The sequence below is a fragment of the Cyanobium sp. Aljojuca 7D2 genome, assembly GCF_024346415.1.
Taxonomy (GTDB): Bacteria; Cyanobacteriota; Cyanobacteriia; order PCC-6307; family Cyanobiaceae; genus Cyanobium_A.
Genome location: NZ_JAGQCX010000005.1, coordinates 25,718 through 41,710 on the forward strand (window position 1 = coordinate 25,718; position 15,993 = coordinate 41,710).

General features: G+C 68.5%; 13 protein-coding genes. 6 read left to right on the forward strand and 7 right to left on the reverse strand.

The genetic code is table 11. The annotated features are described in order from the left end of the window. Window positions 1-24 precede the first annotated feature (24 nt). A complete protein-coding gene (locus tag KBY57_RS06770) occupies window positions 25-510 on the forward strand; it encodes a hypothetical protein (RefSeq protein ID WP_254995124.1) in 486 nt (161 codons plus the stop codon). Here the strand turns inward: KBY57_RS06770 and KBY57_RS06775 are convergent. Both KBY57_RS06775 and KBY57_RS06780 read right to left on the reverse strand, forming a co-directional pair. Next, window positions 499-3,042, reverse strand: coding sequence for a glycogen/starch/alpha-glucan phosphorylase (locus KBY57_RS06775; RefSeq protein WP_254995125.1), 2,544 nt, complete (start codon window positions 3,040-3,042; stop codon window positions 499-501). The genes KBY57_RS06770 and KBY57_RS06775 overlap by 12 nt on opposite strands. Next, window positions 3,039-5,477, reverse strand: coding sequence for a phosphoketolase (locus KBY57_RS06780; protein WP_254995126.1), 2,439 nt, complete (start codon window positions 5,475-5,477; stop codon window positions 3,039-3,041). Before KBY57_RS06780 ends, KBY57_RS06775 begins: the two co-directional genes overlap by 4 nt. Window positions 5,478-5,625: 148 nt before the next feature. Between KBY57_RS06780 and KBY57_RS06785 the strand changes: the two genes are divergently transcribed. Together KBY57_RS06785 and KBY57_RS06790 are read left to right on the forward strand one after the other, a co-directional pair. Beyond that, complete coding sequence (locus tag KBY57_RS06785; protein ID WP_254995127.1) at window positions 5,626-6,981, forward strand: cation:proton antiporter; 1,356 nt, start codon at window positions 5,626-5,628, stop codon at window positions 6,979-6,981. Window positions 6,982-6,988: 7 nt separating this feature from the next. Next, window positions 6,989-7,528, forward strand: coding sequence for a methyltransferase family protein (locus KBY57_RS06790; RefSeq protein WP_254995128.1), 540 nt, complete (start codon window positions 6,989-6,991; stop codon window positions 7,526-7,528). On the opposite strand, the gene KBY57_RS06795 is transcribed toward KBY57_RS06790, so the two are convergent. After that, window positions 7,488-7,802, reverse strand: a complete 315-nt coding sequence (locus tag KBY57_RS06795; RefSeq protein ID WP_254995129.1) for a hypothetical protein — start codon at window positions 7,800-7,802, stop codon at window positions 7,488-7,490. The genes KBY57_RS06790 and KBY57_RS06795 overlap by 41 nt on opposite strands. A gap of 46 nt (window positions 7,803-7,848) precedes the next feature. Between KBY57_RS06795 and KBY57_RS06800 the strand changes: the two genes are divergently transcribed. Then, entirely contained in the window at window positions 7,849-8,796 is a 948-nt protein-coding gene (locus KBY57_RS06800; protein ID WP_254995130.1) for an alpha/beta fold hydrolase, read from the forward strand. Here the strand turns inward: KBY57_RS06800 and KBY57_RS06805 are convergent. Continuing rightward, window positions 8,723-9,901 (reverse strand): FAD-binding oxidoreductase, encoded by a 1,179-nt coding sequence (locus KBY57_RS06805; RefSeq protein ID WP_254995131.1) that lies wholly within the window; start codon window positions 9,899-9,901, stop codon window positions 8,723-8,725. The genes KBY57_RS06800 and KBY57_RS06805 overlap by 74 nt on opposite strands. Window positions 9,902-9,915: 14 nt before the next feature. On the opposite strand from KBY57_RS06805, the gene KBY57_RS06810 reads away from it, so the two are divergent. Further along, window positions 9,916-11,346 (forward strand): four-carbon acid sugar kinase family protein, encoded by a 1,431-nt coding sequence (locus KBY57_RS06810; RefSeq protein WP_254995132.1) that lies wholly within the window; start codon window positions 9,916-9,918, stop codon window positions 11,344-11,346. On the opposite strand, the gene KBY57_RS06815 is transcribed toward KBY57_RS06810, so the two are convergent. The 3 genes from KBY57_RS06815 to KBY57_RS06825 are packed head-to-tail and all read right to left on the reverse strand — an operon-like array spanning window position 11,292 to window position 15,410. Further along, entirely contained in the window at window positions 11,292-12,665 is a 1,374-nt protein-coding gene (locus tag KBY57_RS06815) for an APC family permease (RefSeq protein ID WP_254995133.1), read from the reverse strand. The two genes, KBY57_RS06810 and KBY57_RS06815, sit on opposite strands and share 55 nt — an antisense overlap. 10 nt (window positions 12,666-12,675) lie before the next feature. Next, window positions 12,676-13,968 carry a (Fe-S)-binding protein gene (locus KBY57_RS06820; protein ID WP_254995134.1) on the reverse strand — a complete coding sequence of 431 codons (1,293 nt, stop codon included), beginning with the start codon at window positions 13,966-13,968 and terminating at the stop codon, window positions 12,676-12,678. Then, the gene (locus KBY57_RS06825; RefSeq protein WP_254995135.1) at window positions 13,965-15,410 is read right to left on the reverse strand and encodes an NADP-dependent isocitrate dehydrogenase; all 1,446 of its coding nucleotides are present in this window, start codon (window positions 15,408-15,410) and stop codon (window positions 13,965-13,967) included. Before KBY57_RS06825 ends, KBY57_RS06820 begins: the two co-directional genes overlap by 4 nt. Window positions 15,411-15,494: 84 nt before the next feature. On the opposite strand from KBY57_RS06825, the gene KBY57_RS06830 reads away from it, so the two are divergent. Beyond that, complete coding sequence (locus KBY57_RS06830; protein ID WP_254995136.1) at window positions 15,495-15,965, forward strand: hypothetical protein; 471 nt, start codon at window positions 15,495-15,497, stop codon at window positions 15,963-15,965. Window positions 15,966-15,993: the final 28 nt, after the last annotated feature.

Consider the following 15,993-nt stretch of genomic DNA (forward strand, 5'->3'; position numbering starts at 1 on the left):
AATTTGACAACCCAAGGGAGTGCGGTGCCCGAAGAGCCCTGCCAATGCCCTGATTGCCAGCGTTTCTATCGGGAACACGACCGATTGATTCGTGAAAATCCCACCCTGCGCCAGCAGCAGGAGCTGAATTGGGCTGCGCTGCAATCGTTCCGCACCCTGGCTGGACGGGTGATGGAGGAACTGCAGAAGCAACAGGAGGCGGCGGAGTCCGCCACCAATCAGCCCAACGCGGCGTCAGCCGCCCCTGGCGCCGCTGTGGTTGCCGATCAGGCCAGTGAAGAGGCTGGGGAGCCTGATGCGTTGCAGCAGGCCATGGCCGATCTGGAGAACATCAATGCCCACCTGTTCTCGATCGAGGCGCTAATGGAGCGCATCTTCGATGTGCGCGTGCCCGAGGAGGTGGAGCAGAAGTTTCGAGAGGTGGCCGGCGAGCTGGCCCCCGACCCCCTCAATGCCGATCGCCTGCGGCTCAATCGCCTGCTGCACCAAACTCCGGACCTACCGGGTTAGGCCTTCGGGTTTGTCCATCTCACAGGTGATGGTCACAGGGAAGCTCTCGGCCCGCCAGATCCGTTCGGCGTAGTCGCGGATCGAGCGGTCGGAGGAGAAGAAGCCGCTGCGGGCTGAATTGAGCAGCGACATCCGGTTCCAGCGGCCCCGGTCAGCCCAGGCACGATCCACGTCGGCCTGGGCCTGCAGATAGGCGTTGAAATCGGCCAGCACGAAGAAGGGATCCCGGCCGGTGAGGTTCTGCAGCAGGGGCCTGAACAGGTCGCCGTCGCCATTGCTGAAGTGGCCCTGCTCCACCAGCCGCAGGATCTCGGCGAGCTCCGGCATGCTGCCGATCAGCTCCCAGGGGCGGTAGCCACTGTTGTGCAGTCTGGAGATTTCCTCGGCGGTTTTGCCGAACAGGAAGAAGTTTTCGGCGCCCACCTGCTCGCGGATCTCCACATTGGCGCCATCCAGGGTGCCGATGGTGAGGGCGCCATTCATGGCGAACTTCATGTTGCCGGTGCCGGAGGCTTCCTTGCCGGCGGTGGAGATCTGCTCGGAGAGATCGGAGGCGGGGTAGACCCGCTCGCCCAGCTTGACGTTGTAGTCGGCCAGGAAGATCACCCGCAGGCGGCCCTCCATGTCGGGATCGGCGTTGATCGTTTCGGCGATGCCGTTGATGAAGCGGATGATCAGCTTGGCCATGTAATAGCCGGGCGCTGCCTTGCCGCCGAAGATGACGGTGCGGGGCGCCATGCCGTCGGCCTGGCCGTTCTTGATGCGCAGGTATTGGGCGATCACCTGCAGGGCGTTGAGGTGTTGGCGCTTGTATTCGTGGATGCGCTTCACCTGCACGTCAAACAGCGACGCCGGATCCACCAGCACGCCGGTGTGGCGGTGGATGTAATGGCTTAGCTGGCCCTTCACGGCCAGCTTGGTGGCCTGCCAGCGCTCCAGGAAGCTGCTGTCGTCCACAAACTGCTCCAGTTTGCGCAGCTCATCGAGGTGATTGACCCAGCCCTCGCCGATCGATTCATTGAGCAGGGTTGAGAGCTGGGGATTGGCCAGGGCCACCCAGCGCCGGGGGGTCACGCCGTTGGTGACGTTGGTGAACTTCTCCGGCCACAGGGCGGCGAACTCCGGGAACAGCTCGGTTTTGACCAGTTCGCTGTGCAGGGCCGCCACACCGTTTACGTGGTGCGATGCCACGGTGGCCAGGTGGGCCATGCGCACCGCCTTGCCGCCCTCCTCGTCGATGATCGACACCTTGCGCAGGATCTGCTCGTTGCCCGGGTACTTGAGACGCACCTGTTGCAGGAAGCGGCGGTTGATCTCGTAGATCAGCTCCAAGTGCCGCGGCAGCAGGGAGCCGAACAGCCCCAGCCCCCACTTCTCCAGGGCCTCGGGCAACAGGGTGTGATTGGTGTAGGCCACCGAACGGCTGGTGATGCTCCAGGCGGCCTCCCAGTCGAGGTGTTTGTCGTCGAGCAGCAAGCGCATCAGCTCCGCCACGGCGATCGCCGGGTGGGTGTCGTTGAGCTGCACCGCCCAGTGGTCGGGGAATTCGGTGATCGGGATGCCGCGGGCATCGAGGTTGCGGATCATGTCCTGCAGTGAGCAGCTCACGAAGAAGTGCTGCTGCTTGAGGCGCAGGCGGCGGCCCTCGTCGGTGCCGTCGTTGGGATAGAGCACCTTGGAGAGGGTCTCTGAGCCCACTTTTTCCTCCACGGCGCCGTAGTAATCGCCGATGTTGAAGGCGTAGAAGTCGAAGGATTCGGTGGCGTCCGCGCGCCAGAGGCGCAGCCGGTCGCAGGTGTTGACCCGATACCCCAGCACCGGCACGTCGTGGGGGATGCCGATGGCGTGCTCCTCAGGAATCCAGCGCACCCGGTAGGTGCCGTGCTCATCGCGGTAGCTCTCGGTGCGGCCGCCGAAGCCCACGAAGCAGGCCTGGTCGGGGTGGGGCAGCTCCCAGGGCCAGCCGCTCTTGAGCCACTTGTCGGTGATTTCCACCTGCCAGCCGTCGCGGATCAGCTGGTCGAAGATGCCGAACTCGTAGCGGATGCCGTAGCCGGTGGCGGGGATCTCCAGCGAGGCCAGCGATTCGAGGAAACAGGCCGCCAGCCGCCCCAGTCCGCCGTTGCCCAGGCCCGGCTCCTCCTCCACGTCGAGGATCTCGTTGATGTCGTTGATGCCGAAGCGGCGCAGCGCCTCCGCCGCTTCCTTCTGGATGCCCAGCATCAGCAGGTTGTTGCCCAGTTGCGGCCCGATCAGGAATTCAGCCGAGAGGTAGGCCACCACCCGCGTGGGTGTGGCGCTCAGGGCTTCAATGCCAGCCAGGTAACGGGTCATCAGCCGATCGCGCACGGCGTAGCTGAGGGCCATGTAAAGGTCGTGGAGGCTGGCCGTGGGGGCGAGTTTGCCGAGCGTGTAGAAGAGGTGCTCGGTCATGCCGTCGAACACGTCGTCAGCGGCGAGCCCGCTGCGATCGGGGTCGGCGTAGCAGCCTGGGGTGGGCAGGCGCAGGTTGCTGGGTTGAAGGTCGCTCATAGGAGCAATCCTCCGTCATGGGCCGGGGCCGGGCCTGCAGACCACCGCCAGTTCGTCACGTCGTCGGCATCCATGCCGTGTTGGTGAGCGTAGGCGCGGTTGGCCAGGATCGCCCCCTTCATCCGCTCCTTGACGTGGGCGGCTCGGGATCCCAATCGCGGCACCCGATCGATCACATCGATCACCAGGTTGAAGCGATCGATCTGGTTGTTCATCGCCAGCTCAAGCGGGGTGTTGATGTTGCCTTTCTCCTTGTAGCCGCGCACGTGGAAGTTGGGGTGGTTGGTGCGGTGGTAGGTGAGCCGGTGAATCAACCAGGGGTAGCCATGGAAATTGAAGATCACCGGCCGATCGGTGGTGAACAGGCTGTCGAAGTCGCGGTCGCTCAGCCCGTGGGGGTGTTCGTTGGGGGTGGTGAGGCAAAACAGCTTCACCACGTTCAGCACGCGGATCTTGAGCGAGGGGATCTCGCGCCGCAGGATTTCCACAGCAGCAAGCGTTTCCTTGGTGGGGACGTCCCCGGCACAGGCCATCACCACATCGGGCTCATCCGGTTCGGTGCCGCAGTCGTCGTTGCTGGCCCAGCTCCACAGGCCGATGCCCTTGGCCACATGGGCGCGCGCCTGGGCGAGGTTGAGGTACTGGAGGTGGCTCTGCTTGTCGGAAACGATGATGTTGCACACGTTGGTTTCCAGCAGCGCTTCTTCGGCCACCGCCAGCAGGCAGTTGGCATCGGCGGGTAGGTAGACGCGCACCACCTCTCCGCTCTTGTTGCCAGCCAGGTCGATGAAGCCCGGGTCCTGGTGGGTGAAGCCGTTGTGGTCCTGGCGCCACACGGTGGAGCTGATCAGGCAGTTCCAGGCGGAGATCGGGGCCCGCCAGGGGGCGTGATGGATGCAGCTCTCCAGCCACTTGGCGTGCTGGTTGAACATCGAGGCGATCACATGGGCGAAGGCCTCGTAGGTGTGGAAGAAGCCGTGCCTACCGGTGAGGACGTAACCCTCCATCATTCCCACCAGGGTGTGCTCGGAGAGCATCTCCACCACCCGACCGCTGCGGGATAGCTCGCTGCCGCCCGCGCCATTGACGCCGGCGTCTTCCGGCAGCAGCTCTCCCATCCACACTTTCTTGCTGCGCTCGTAGATCGCCTGCAGGCGATTGGAGGCGGTTTCATCCGGCCCGAACACCCGCACCGAATCAGGGTTGAGCTCAATGGCATCGCGCAGGAGCTCGCCCAGTGGGGCGGTGTTCTCATGCTCCACCTGACCTGGAGCATTGAGGGCGACGGCGTAGCGCTCGATCGCTGGCAGGCGCAGCTTGCGGCGCAGCAGGCCGCCATTGGCATGGGGGTTGGAGCCCATGCGGCGGCGGCCCGTGGGGGAGAGGGCCTGCAGGTGGGGCCGCAGGCTGCCGTTGTCGTCAAAGAGCTCCCAGGGGCGGTAGCTCTTGAGCCAGGCCTCCAGCATGTGCAGCTGCTCAGGATCGCCTTTGGGGTTGGGTAGGGGCACCTGGTGGGCGCGCCAGAAGTTCTCGAGCTTCTTGTCCCCCAGGGCCGCTGGGCCGGTCCAGCCCTTGGGCGAGCGCAGCACGATCATCGGCCAGACGGGCCGGCTGACGCGGGTGGGATCACCGCTGCGGCGTGCCTCCGCCTGGATGGCGGCGATGCGGTCCGCGGCCCCGTCCATCGCGGCGGCCATGGCAGCGTGCATGGCCATCGGCTCGCTGCCTTCCACAAACAACGGCTCCCAGCCGTAGCCCCGCATCAGGCTGGCGAGCTCCTCTTTGGGGATGCGTGCCAACAGGGTGGGGTTGGCGATCTTGTAGCCGTTGAGGTGCAGCACCGGCAGCACCGCCCCGTCGCTCATTGGGTTGAGAAACTTGTTGATGTGCCAGCTGGTGGCCAGCGGCCCGGTTTCCGCCTCGCCATCGCCGACGCAGGCCAGGGCAATCAGTGAGGGGTTGTCGAACACGGCCCCACAGGCGTGGGAGAGCACATAGCCGAGCTCGCCGCCTTCATGGATCGAACCCGGTGTTTCCGGGGTGCAGTGGCTGCCGATTTGGCCAGGGAAGGAGAACTGCCTGAGGAACCGCCCCATCCCGGCGGCATCCTGGGATTTGTTGGGATAGATCTCGCTGTAGGAGCCGTCCAGGTAGGTCGGTGCCAGCACGCCCGGGGCCCCGTGGCCTGGGCCCGACAGGTAGATCATGTTGAGATCTCGCTCGCGGATCAGCCGGTTGGCATGGACCCAGAGGAAGGCCTGACCCGGGGAGGAGCCCCAGTGACCCAGCAGGCGGTTCTTGATGTGCTCGGGCCGCAGCGGTTCGGCCAGCAGCGGGTTGTCCTGCAGGTAGATCATCCCCACTGCCAGGAAGTTGGCGGCTCGCCACCAGGCATCCAGGTGTTGCAGCTGCTCTGAGGTCAGGTCTTCAGCCATGGCGCTTGTATGAATCCCGGATTCAGACCGTAGCGATGGCTGCCACAGCCGAACCGCCCGCCCGGATAGAGATCTGCTCACGAACACGTTGAGCTTGGCCGCTTTAAGGTCGGCGCCTCAACGGCCCTGCCAAGCCCCCTCAGCCTCCATGGTGTTGCCAGCGCTGTTGCTTGAAATCGGTAGTCATCAGGCGGAGGTGGCCGAAACCCTGATTTCGGTTGGGGAATTCCTGGTGATCTTTGTGGCGGCTCGCCTCCTGGCCGAGCTGATGGTGCGGGTTCAGCTGCCCACGATCCTGGGAGAGCTGGTGGCGGGTGTCCTGATCGGCGTGTCCGGTCTGCATCTGATCGTGCCGCCCGACACCCAGGTGCAGCTCAGCAGCTGGGGGCTGGGGTTGCTCAGCTCCCTGGCCGATATTTCGCCAGAAACGGTGCAGGCGATCTACGCCGAAACCTTCCCCAACCTGGAGGCGGTCTCCCAGATCGGTCTGTTTGCCCTGCTGTTTCTCACCGGCCTGGAGAGCGAGCTCGACGAGCTGGTGGCGGTGGGTGCCCAGGCCACCACCGTGGCGGTGACCGGCGTGGTGCTCCCCTTTGCCCTCGGCACTGCCGGCCTCTATTACCTGTTCCATGTGCCGCTGATTCCGTCGATCTTTGCCGGTGCGGCGATGACCGCCACCAGCATCGGCATCACGGCGAGTGTGTTCGGCGAGCTGAAGTTTCTGCGCACCCGCGAGGGCCAGACCGTGATCGGCGCCGCTGTGCTCGACGACATCCTCGGCATCGTGATCCTGGCGGTGGTGGTGAGCCTGGCGGGGGGCGAGGGCTTCAGCCTGGGGCCGATTCTCAAGTTGGTGGCGGCGGCCGGGGTGTTTGTGGCGGCGGCCCTGTTCCTGAGCCGCACCGCCGCGCCTGCTTTCGACTGGGTGCTCGACCAGCTCAAGGCCCCCGGAGAGGTGGTGGTGGCGGCCTTTGTGGTGCTGTCGTTGTGCTGCTTTGTGGCCCAGGCCATTGGCCTAGAGGCGGCCCTGGGGGCCTTTGCGGCCGGATTGATCTTGAGTGGCTCCAAGCACACCCATGCCATCCAGGACACGGTCAAACCGCTGGTGGCCTTGTTTGCCACGATCTTCTTCGTGCTCATCGGCACGGGGATGGACCTGTCGGTGCTCAATCCGCTGGACCCTGCCAACCGGGAGGGTCTGGTGGTGGCGGCGTTCCTGCTCACCGTTGCCATCGTCGGCAAGGTGGCCGCCGGTTGGAGCTACGTCAGCAAGGAGAAGACCAACCGGCTTGTGGTGGGTCTGGGGATGATGCCCCGCGGTGAGGTGGGCCTGATTTTCCTGGGGCTCGGCACCCAGGCGGGCTTGCTGACCAAACCCCTGGAGGCCGCCATCCTGCTGATGGTGATCGGCACCACCTTCCTGGCGCCGATCCTGCTCAGAGTGGTGCTGGGTGGCAGTGCTGGAGGCCCCGATCTTGACCCGCTTGCCGAAATCCCCACCTGAGTCGCCCTTGAGGCCCCCGGCCAACCCGCTGCGGCGCTGGGGCCTGAGCTGGGGCGGCTGGCTTGACAACCGCCATGGCGAGTGGTGGCTGCTGGCCCAGTTGGTGCTGATTGCGGCCCACCTGCTGCCCCCCTGGCCGGCCCCGGGCGCCTGGGGCTACGCCTGGCCCCTGCCGCTGGCCCTCGCTGGTGCCGTGCTCTTTTTGGTGGGGTTGGTGTTGGCGGCCCAGGCGTTCTGGGGGCTCGGAGCCAGCCTCACCCCCCTGCCTGATCCGATCCCGGGCGCCCTTCTGGTGAGCAGCGGCGCCTATGGCCGCTGCCGTCATCCCCTCTATCAAGCCGTGCTGCTGTGCTCGCTGGGGGTGACCCTGGCCCTGGGCAGCCTGTTGCATCTGGCCTTGCTGCTGGGCCTGGCGGCCGTGCTGGGCGGCAAGGCGCGCCGGGAGGAGCGGGCACTGGCGGCGGTTCACCCCGAGTACGCCGCCTACCGGGCCGCGACGCCCGCCATCATTCCTCGCCTTCCCTGGCTCGACTGGCGAGTGCTGTGAACAGCCCCCAGCCGGCGGCGATCAGGCCGAGGCTGCTGGCCCAGTCGGGGCCGAGGGCCCAGCTCAGGGCCAGGTCGGCCAGCACCCCGATGGCCAGGGCCAGCAGCAGGCTGCTGACCACCAGCGCTATTTGCTGAGCTGCTGGGGGCAGGGGGCCTGCCGCCAGCGCTTCCTCCAGGCGTGCCAGGGGCCCGCTCAAGGGCAGATAGAGCGCCAGGGCCCAGAGGGCGATCCCCGGCAGGAAGGGAGTCCAGTCGGGGCTGGTGAGGGGCAATGGCGCGCCGCAGTTCTCCCTAGCATCAACCACCCTGGCGCCGTGCATGGTGGCTTCTGTGTCGAATCCGCAGCCCTGGAGCTACGCCGGCCATCCCGTGTATGCCGTGACGGCGGCGCCGGCCCAGCCCCAAGGGCCGGCGATCCTGCTGGTGCACGGCTTCGGCGCCTCCACCGACCACTGGCGCTACAACATTCCCGTGCTGGCCGAGCGCCACGAGGTGCACGCCATCGACCTGCTGGGCTTCGGCCGCAGTGCCAAGCCCGCGGAGCTGGCCTATGGCGGCGCCCTCTGGCGCGACCAGCTGGCCGCCTATGTGAGTGAGCGCATCGGCCGGCCCACGGTGCTGGTGGGCAATTCGCTCGGGGGCTTCTCGGCGTTGGCCGCCGGGGTGGCCCTCGGCAGTCAGGCCGCTGGGGTGGCGCTGCTCAATGCCGCCGGCCCGTTCAGCGATGAGCAGGCGCCGCCCAAGGGCTGGGGCGCGATCGCCCGTCAGACGATCGGGGGCGCCTTGCTGAAGAGCCCGGTGCTGCAGCGGCTGCTGTTTGAAAACCTGCGCCGGCCCGCCACGATCCGCCGCACCCTCAATCAGGTGTACATCGACAAGACCAACGTCGATGACGCGCTGGTGGAGGCGATCCGCCGGCCGTCGCTGGATCCGGGCGCCTTTGGCGTGTTCCGCACCGTGTTCGACATTCCCCGCGGCCAGCCCCTCGATGAGCTGTTCGCCCAGCTGGGTTGCCCGCTGCTGCTGCTCTGGGGCATCCGCGACCCCTGGATCAACGCCGTAGGCCGCCGCGCTGCCTTCCAGCGCCATGCACCGGCTGCCACCACCGAGGTGGTGCTGGACGCGGGCCACTGCCCCCACGATGAGGTGCCCGGGCTGGTGAATGCGGCCCTGCTGGAGTGGATGGACGGCCTCAGTGCGGCGGCGGCTGCACCCCCGGCAGCCGACCTCGCGCCAGTAGCTGCTTCGGGTCGAACTGGCGCTTGATCGCCTCGATCATCGGTCGGGATGGGGCATCCAGCCAGGCTGGGAGCTGGGCTCCAGCCGGCTGACGCAGCACGGTGAGATAGCCGCCCCAGCCCAGGCAGCTGCGCCGCAGCGCCTCCACTCGGTAGGCCGGCAGTTGGTCTGCCGCTGCCCAGGCGAAGCCGATCCCGCTGCCGGCACTGAGGCACACCGGCAGACCGGTCAGAGCGGCTTCAGCCAGCAGGGCGGGCGCCTGGCTGGGGCGCACGGCTAGGCGCAGCAACCAGTCGCAGGCCTCGGGCCCCGGGCCACGGCTTTCGGCTACGCGGGCATCGAGGTCGGCCGGCTCCAGCGGCAGGGCGGCGATGCCAAAGGGGGTGGCTTTGGCGGCGATGCAGGTGATCTGCTCGTCGAGGGTGCGGGCGTTGATGCTGGCGAGGCTGATCAGCAGTCCGGTGTCGCCCCCTTGGGCGGGGCCGGCGCGCCACCAGTCGATCCGTTCCGGGCTGAGGCTTGAGCTCAGCAGCCAGCCACTCAGCTGCCCTAGGGCCTCCAGCGGGCCACTGAGCCACAGGCCCCGCCGCTGGGGCGGCAGCGGCAGGGTGCGCAGGGTGACGCTGGTGATCAGGCCCAGCGCGCCCCAGCTGCCGGTGAACAGGCGCATCAGGTCGTAGCCGGCCACATTTTTCACCACCTTGCCGCCCGCCCTGGCGCGGGTGCCGTCGGCGCGGATCAGCTCGATGCCGATCAGCTGGTCGCGCACGCCCAGGTAACGCTGACGCAGGCCACCGGCCAAGCCTCGCGCCACCAGGCCGCCGAGGCTGCCGCTGGCGTCACCGGCGGGCCCGCTGCCCCAGGGCCAGTCGAGGGCGAGCCATTGCCCGTGGTGGGCCAGCTCGGCCTGCACCTCCACCAGTGGTGTGCCGGCCTGGGCCGTCACGGTGAAATCGCCAGGGCTGTGCTCGACGATGCCGCGCAGCCGGCCGCAGCTCACGGTTGTGCTGCCGACGGCCACCGGCGGCCCCCAGCTGAGGCGGCTGCCCAGTCCGGCGGGTTGCCATGGGGTGGCCTGCTGGTGCAGCGCTCGCACCAGCTCCTGCAGCTCGCTGGGCTCCGGAGTGATCACGGCACGATGGTGCCATGGCCGCTCCCACCAAAATCATCGTCATTGACGATGACCCCACTGGCTCCCAGACCGTGCACAGCTGTCCGCTGCTGCTGCGCTGGGACCCAGCCATCCTGGCGGCGGGGCTGAAGCACCCGTCGCCGCTGCTGTTTTTGCTGGCCAACACCCGGGGCCTGGCGCCCCAGCCGGCCGCCGATCGGGTGCGTGAAATCTGCCGGGCCCTGGCGGTGGCCCTGCCCGCTGCCGGCATCGCGCGTTGGTGGCTGGTGAGCCGCGGCGATTCCACCCTGCGGGGCCATTTCCCCCTGGAGGTGGACGTGATCGCTGCTGAGCTGGGTCCGTTCGCAGCCACCCTGCTGATCCCGGCATTTCTCGATGGGGGGCGCACCACGGTGGGCGGGGTGCATCTCCTGAATGGCCAGCCCGTGCACGAAACGCCCTTCGCCAGCGATGGCTTGTTCGGCTATGGCAGCAGCGACCTGGCTGCCTGGGTGGAGGAGAAGAGCGGCGGCCGCATCCCCGCTGCGGACGTGCTCCGCCTCGAGGGCGCCGAGCTGGATCGGGCTGCCCAGGATGGGGGCCACGACCTGGCCCAGTGGCTGGACGGCCTGGAGCACCAGCCCGTGGTGGCCGTGGATGCGGAGCGGCCAGGGCAGTTGGCGGCCCTGGCCGGGGCCGTGCGCGCCGCGTCCAGGCCCGTGCTGTCCCAGTCGGCAGCGAGCTGGATTCAGGCCCTGGCGGCCCTGCCGCCCCAGCCCCTTGATGCGGCTGGTTTGGCCGGCCTGCGGCGCCGCGATCGCGATGGTGCGCCGCTGCCGGGCTTGGTGCTGGTGGGCTCCCATGTGCCCCTGGCTGATGCCCAGCTGGCTGCCCTGCTGGCGGAGCCGGTTTGCGGGCTGGTGGAGCTGGATGTGGCGAAAGTCCAGCGGGTGCTCGAAGGACCGGCACCCGCGGAGCTGCTGGCTTCGCTGGAGCGGAGCTGGCTGGCGCAGCTGCAGGCCCTGCTGGCGGCGGGGCAGACGCCGGTGCTGGCCACCAGTCGGGGGGAGCTGGGCTGCGCTTCGCCGCAGGAGCGGCGCCGGCTCGGGGACGCCCTGGCGGCGCTGATGGCGCGGTTGGCGGCGGCCCTCGCCCCCCGGCTGGGCTACGTGATCAGCAAGGGCGGCATCACCACCCACACCCTGCTGGCCGATGGCCTTGCCTTAGCGGCGGTGGAGTTGCAGGGCCAGCTGCTGCCGGGGCTGTCGCTGGTGCTGACGCCCGCGGATGGGCCGGTGCCGGGGCTACCCGTGCTCACCTTTCCCGGCAACCTGGGCGAGGCCGACACCCTGCGGCAGGCCTGGTGCTGGATGGAGGGGCAGGGCTCTGCGCCTGGGTTGGGCGCCTCGGATCAGCCGGGTTCCTCCGCCCCTGCCGGCCCTGCGGCCAGCCGAGAGGCTGCGTAGCCCAGGGCCACCAGCACCAGGGCAGCCAGGCTGTCGACCCAGTCGCCCAGGGCCGTGCCGACCAGAAAGGCCAGCGACACCGCGGCCACCAGCAGGGGGCTGAGGGGGTAACCCCAGGCGCGGAAGGGGCGGGGCAGGTTGGGCTCCTGGCGGCGCAGGGCCAGCAGCGCCGCGATGCCCGCCAGCGGCAGGCTCACGTAGAGCACGGCACCCATGGCCAGGAGTCGCTCGAACGAGCCGGCCAGCACCAGGGCCGCCGCCGCCGTGCTGGTGATCAGCAGGGCGGCGGCCGGGGTGCCGCCCCCGTTCACCGCTGCCACAGCGCTGGGCAGCAGGCCATCACGGCTGAGGCCAAACAAAATCCGTGGGGCGGCCATCACCACGGTGTTGATCAGGCCCAGCAGCGACACAAGCGCGATGGCTGTGATCAGCAGGCCCCCCAGTGGGCCGGCCAGGGCCTGGGCTGCGGCCGCGGCCGGCAGGCTGGAGCTTGCCAGCTGGGCGATCGGCAGCACGTGCAGTAGGGCCAGGTTGATCAGCAGGTACAGCACGAGCACCGCCAGGACCCCGCCGATCAGGGAGCGGGGCAGATCACGCCCCGGTTCGCTGAATTCCTCGGCGAAATAGACGGGGCTGGCCCAGCCGTCGTAGGTGGTGATCACCGCCTGCAGGGCCAGCACCACGGCCAGGCTGAGGTTTCGCCAGCCCAGCGTCGCCATGGGTTCAGCGGATAGCGGCGCGATGGGGGCCGCGGTGGGGATGGGCAGCAGGAAGCAGGCCGCCACGAGGGCCAGAAAGGCCACCGCCTTGGCCAGGCTGAGCAGTTCCTGGCTGGTGCTGCCGGCCCGCAGGCCCCGCAGCTGGATCAAGCTGAACAGCCCGATCGCCAGCAGGGCCAGTCCCTTGCTGATGCTGCCCTCCAGTGGCATCCCTGCCGGCAGCAGATCCGCCGGCAGGAGGGCCAGGCTGTAGTCGCCCACGGTGGTGGCCACCCAGGCCAGGCCGATGCAGTGGGCCAGCCAGTCGGTCCAGCCCACCAGGAATCCCACCTGCCGGCCGAAGGCCCGCTCCGCGTACACATACCAACCGCCGGCCTGGGGGAGCGCTGCCGCCAGCTCGGCGATGCACACCGCCCCCAGCAGGGCATAGACCCCTCCGGCCAGCCACACCGCCAGCACCAGGGCTGGGCTGGGCAGCTGGGCCGCCACCAGGCCAGGGGTGCGCAGGATGCCCGCCCCGATCGTGCCGCCCACGGCGCCAGCCAAGCCGAAGCCCAGGCCCAGGATGTCCAGCAGCCGGCCTGGGGCTGGCTGGCTCATCGGTGCTGGCTCAGGCACACCCAGCTCGCCAGCTGCGCTGCAGCAGCTCGATCGGGTGCAGCACAGGCTGTGGGAAATCGCCCTCGCCCAGGTGGCGGCGCAGTTGCAGGCTGCAGCCGATGTTGGCGCTGGCCACGAGCTCGGCGCCGGTGCCGGCCAGGTCGGCTGCCTTGATCCGGCCCAGCTCAGCGGCTTCCTCGGGTTGCACCAGGTTGTAGATGCCGGCACTGCCGCAGCACACCCCGGCCTCCATTGCCTCCCGCAGCTGGATGTGGGGGATGGCGGCCAGCAGCTGCCGCGGCTGCTCGCGGATGCCCTGGCCGTGCAGCATGTGGCAGGCGTCGTGGAACGCGACCTGCAGGGGGCGCTCCGCGCTGGCGGGGGTGCCGTCGGGGTGGTTCAGGGGTGCCAGGTGTGCCCGGAACGTCTCGCTTAGCCCCAGCTCAGCCAGGAATTGCTGGATGTCGGCCACCTGGCCGGCGAAGCCCGCGGCCGAGGGGCTCTCCAGGATCGAGCCGTAGGCCTTGAGGGTGTGGCCGCAGCCGGAGGCCGCCACCAGCACCGCATCCAGAGGGCCCACGCCGGCGAAGCTCGCCATCAGGTCGGTGGCCAGCTCGCGTGTTTGCGCCAGTTCTCCCTGGTGGTGGGTGGCGGCGCCGCAGCAGCCCTGGCTTGGCGGGATCACAACCTCGATGCCGTTGGCGCTGAGCACTTCCACCGCCGCCTCGTTCACAGCTGGATCAAACAGGCGCTGGACGCAGCCCAGCACCAGCCCCACCCGGGCGCGGCGTTCGCCCTGGGCCGGCACCACCTGGGGGAACGCCTCGCGGAAGGCCTCCGGCGCCAGCGGTGGCAGCAGTTGTTCCATCGCCTCCAGCTGGGGCCCGAGCAGCCGCAGAAGGCCACTGCGGCGCGCCAGGGCTTGCAACGGCGTGCCGGCGTAGGCCCGCAAAGGCGTTAGGGCTGCCCGCAGCCGGTTGGGGTAGGGCAGCAGGGCAAACAGCAGTTTGCGGAAGGCGCGCTCAACCGGCGTGCGCAGCTCCGGCGCATTGAGCTTGGGGCGGGTGGCTTCGATCAGCTGGTCGTAGCGCACCCCCGAGGGGCAAGCCGTGACACAGGCCAGGCAGCCCAGGCAGCTGTCGAAGTGCTTGGCCACGGTGGCATCGAGCTGCAGCTCTCCGGCTTCGATGGCCTTGAGGGCATGGATGCGCCCGCGGGGCGAATCCATTTCCGTGCCCAGCACCCGGTAGCTGGCGCAGGTGGGCAGGCAGAAGCCGCAGTGCACGCAGGGGTCGGTGTTCATCCCCCGAAGTGCTGGATCACGGCGTCGGCGAAGCCGCTGCAGCTCACCGGCTCCACGGGGGGCTCCATCAGGCGGGCCAGGTCGTAGGTGACCTCCAGGTTGGCGATGGCGGCGCTGAGGCCGGCGGTGATCAGGTCGGCCGCTTCCTGCCAGCCCATGAACTCCAGCATCATCACGCCGCTGAGGATCACCGAGCCGGGGTTGATGCGGTCGAGGCCGGCGTGCTTGGGCGCGGTGCCATGGGTGGCCTCGAAGATGGCGGCGTTGTCGCCGATGTTGGCGCCGGGGGCCATGCCCAGGCCGCCCACCACGGCGGCGGCGGCATCGGAGATGTAGTCGCCGTTGAGGTTGAGGGTGGCCAGGATCGAGTAGTCGGCCGGGCGGGTCTGGATCTGCTGGAAGATGCTGTCGGCGATGCGGTCGTCGACCAGCACCATCGCCTTCCACTGGCCGTTGCCGTGGGAGGCGCCGATGGCGTCGATCACGCCCTGCACTTCGGCATCAATGGCGGCCTTCTTCTCGGGTGTGAGGCTGTCGTAGCCGGGCTCGACCATCCGGGCGTTGGCTTCGATGCTCAGGCCGGGGTTGCGGTCGGCGTTGTCGAGGATCCAGCTCTCCCGCTCGGTCACGCACACGCTTCGGAACTCCGTGGTGGCCAGCTCGTAGCCCCAGTCGCGGAAGGCGCCTTCGGTGAATTTCATGATGTTGCCCTTGTGCACCAGGGTGACGTGGCGCTTGTCGCCCTCGAGGCGCAGGGCGTGCTGAATCGCTTTGCGGATGTGGCGCTGGCTGCCGTGCTTGCTTACCGGCTTGATGCCGATGCCGGCGCCGGCGGGGATCTGGCGTTTGCCGAGCTTGCCGTTGGCCGGGATCACCACCTCATTGAGGTGCTGGATCAGCTCCAGACAGACGGGGTCGTTGGCCTCCCATTCGATCCCCATGTAGATGTCCTCGGTGTTCTCGCGATACACGATCACGTCGAGGTCCTGGGGCCGTTTGTGGGGGCTGGGGGTGCCTTCGTAGTAGCGGCAGGGGCGCACGCAGCAATACAGATCGAAGATCTGGCGCAGGGCCACGTTCAGCGAACGGATGCCGCCGCCGATCGGCGTGGTGAGCGGGCCCTTGATCGCCACGCCGTAGGTGCGGATCGCCTCGAGGGTGTCCTCGGGCAGGTATTGATAGGTGCCGTAGAGGTCGCAGGCCTCATCACCGGCGTACACCTTGAACCACTCGATCCGGCGCTCACCGCCGTAGGCCTTGGCGACGGCTGCATCCAACACCTTCTGGGTGGCGGGCCAGATGTCTACGCCAGTGCCGTCGCCGCGGATGAAGGGGATGATCGGGTCGTTGGGCACCACCGGCTGGCCGTTCTCGAAGCGGATGGCCGTTCCCTGGGCCGGGGCTGTGAGCTTTTCGAAGCTGGCGGCGGGGCTGGTGGCCATGGGCTTGTGCTGACCGGGGGCGGCGCGATCGGTGTGGCGAGCCTAGGTTTCGGGCATGCAGCGGTTCTGCTCAGGGGAAACGGCATGAATGCCGCCGACCAGGTTCGATCGTTGGCCCAGGCCCAGGCGATCGCCTCGGTGGCGGCCCTGTTTCGGGCGCACTTCCCTGATGCCCGCGCCAATCTCACCCCCTGGCGCGACGACCCCCTCACCCGTGCCTTCGCCGAGCAGGACAGCCTGGATCTCTCCTTCCATCTGCCCGGTTGGAGCCCCCGCAGCCAGTGCCGCTCGTTTCTGGTGCAGTTGCGGCTCCAGCAGCCCACGGGCTTGGCGGCGGGCTCAACCAGTGGCGAGCGGCCGCGGCTGCTGGGAGTGACGGTGCGGGGACTCACCTATGAGAGTGAGCGCTGGCGTCTGGCCACCGTGGGCGACTGGCAGCCCACCGGTAGCCATCTGCCCCAGGCCGAGGTGGCGCAGAAATTGCAGCAGTTCTGTCGGGAGTTGTTCGACCTGTTTGCCGACTCCACCGCTGCCGGGCACTCCGAGGCGGCCTGAGCGCGCTTGCAGCCACGGGTGGCCCCAT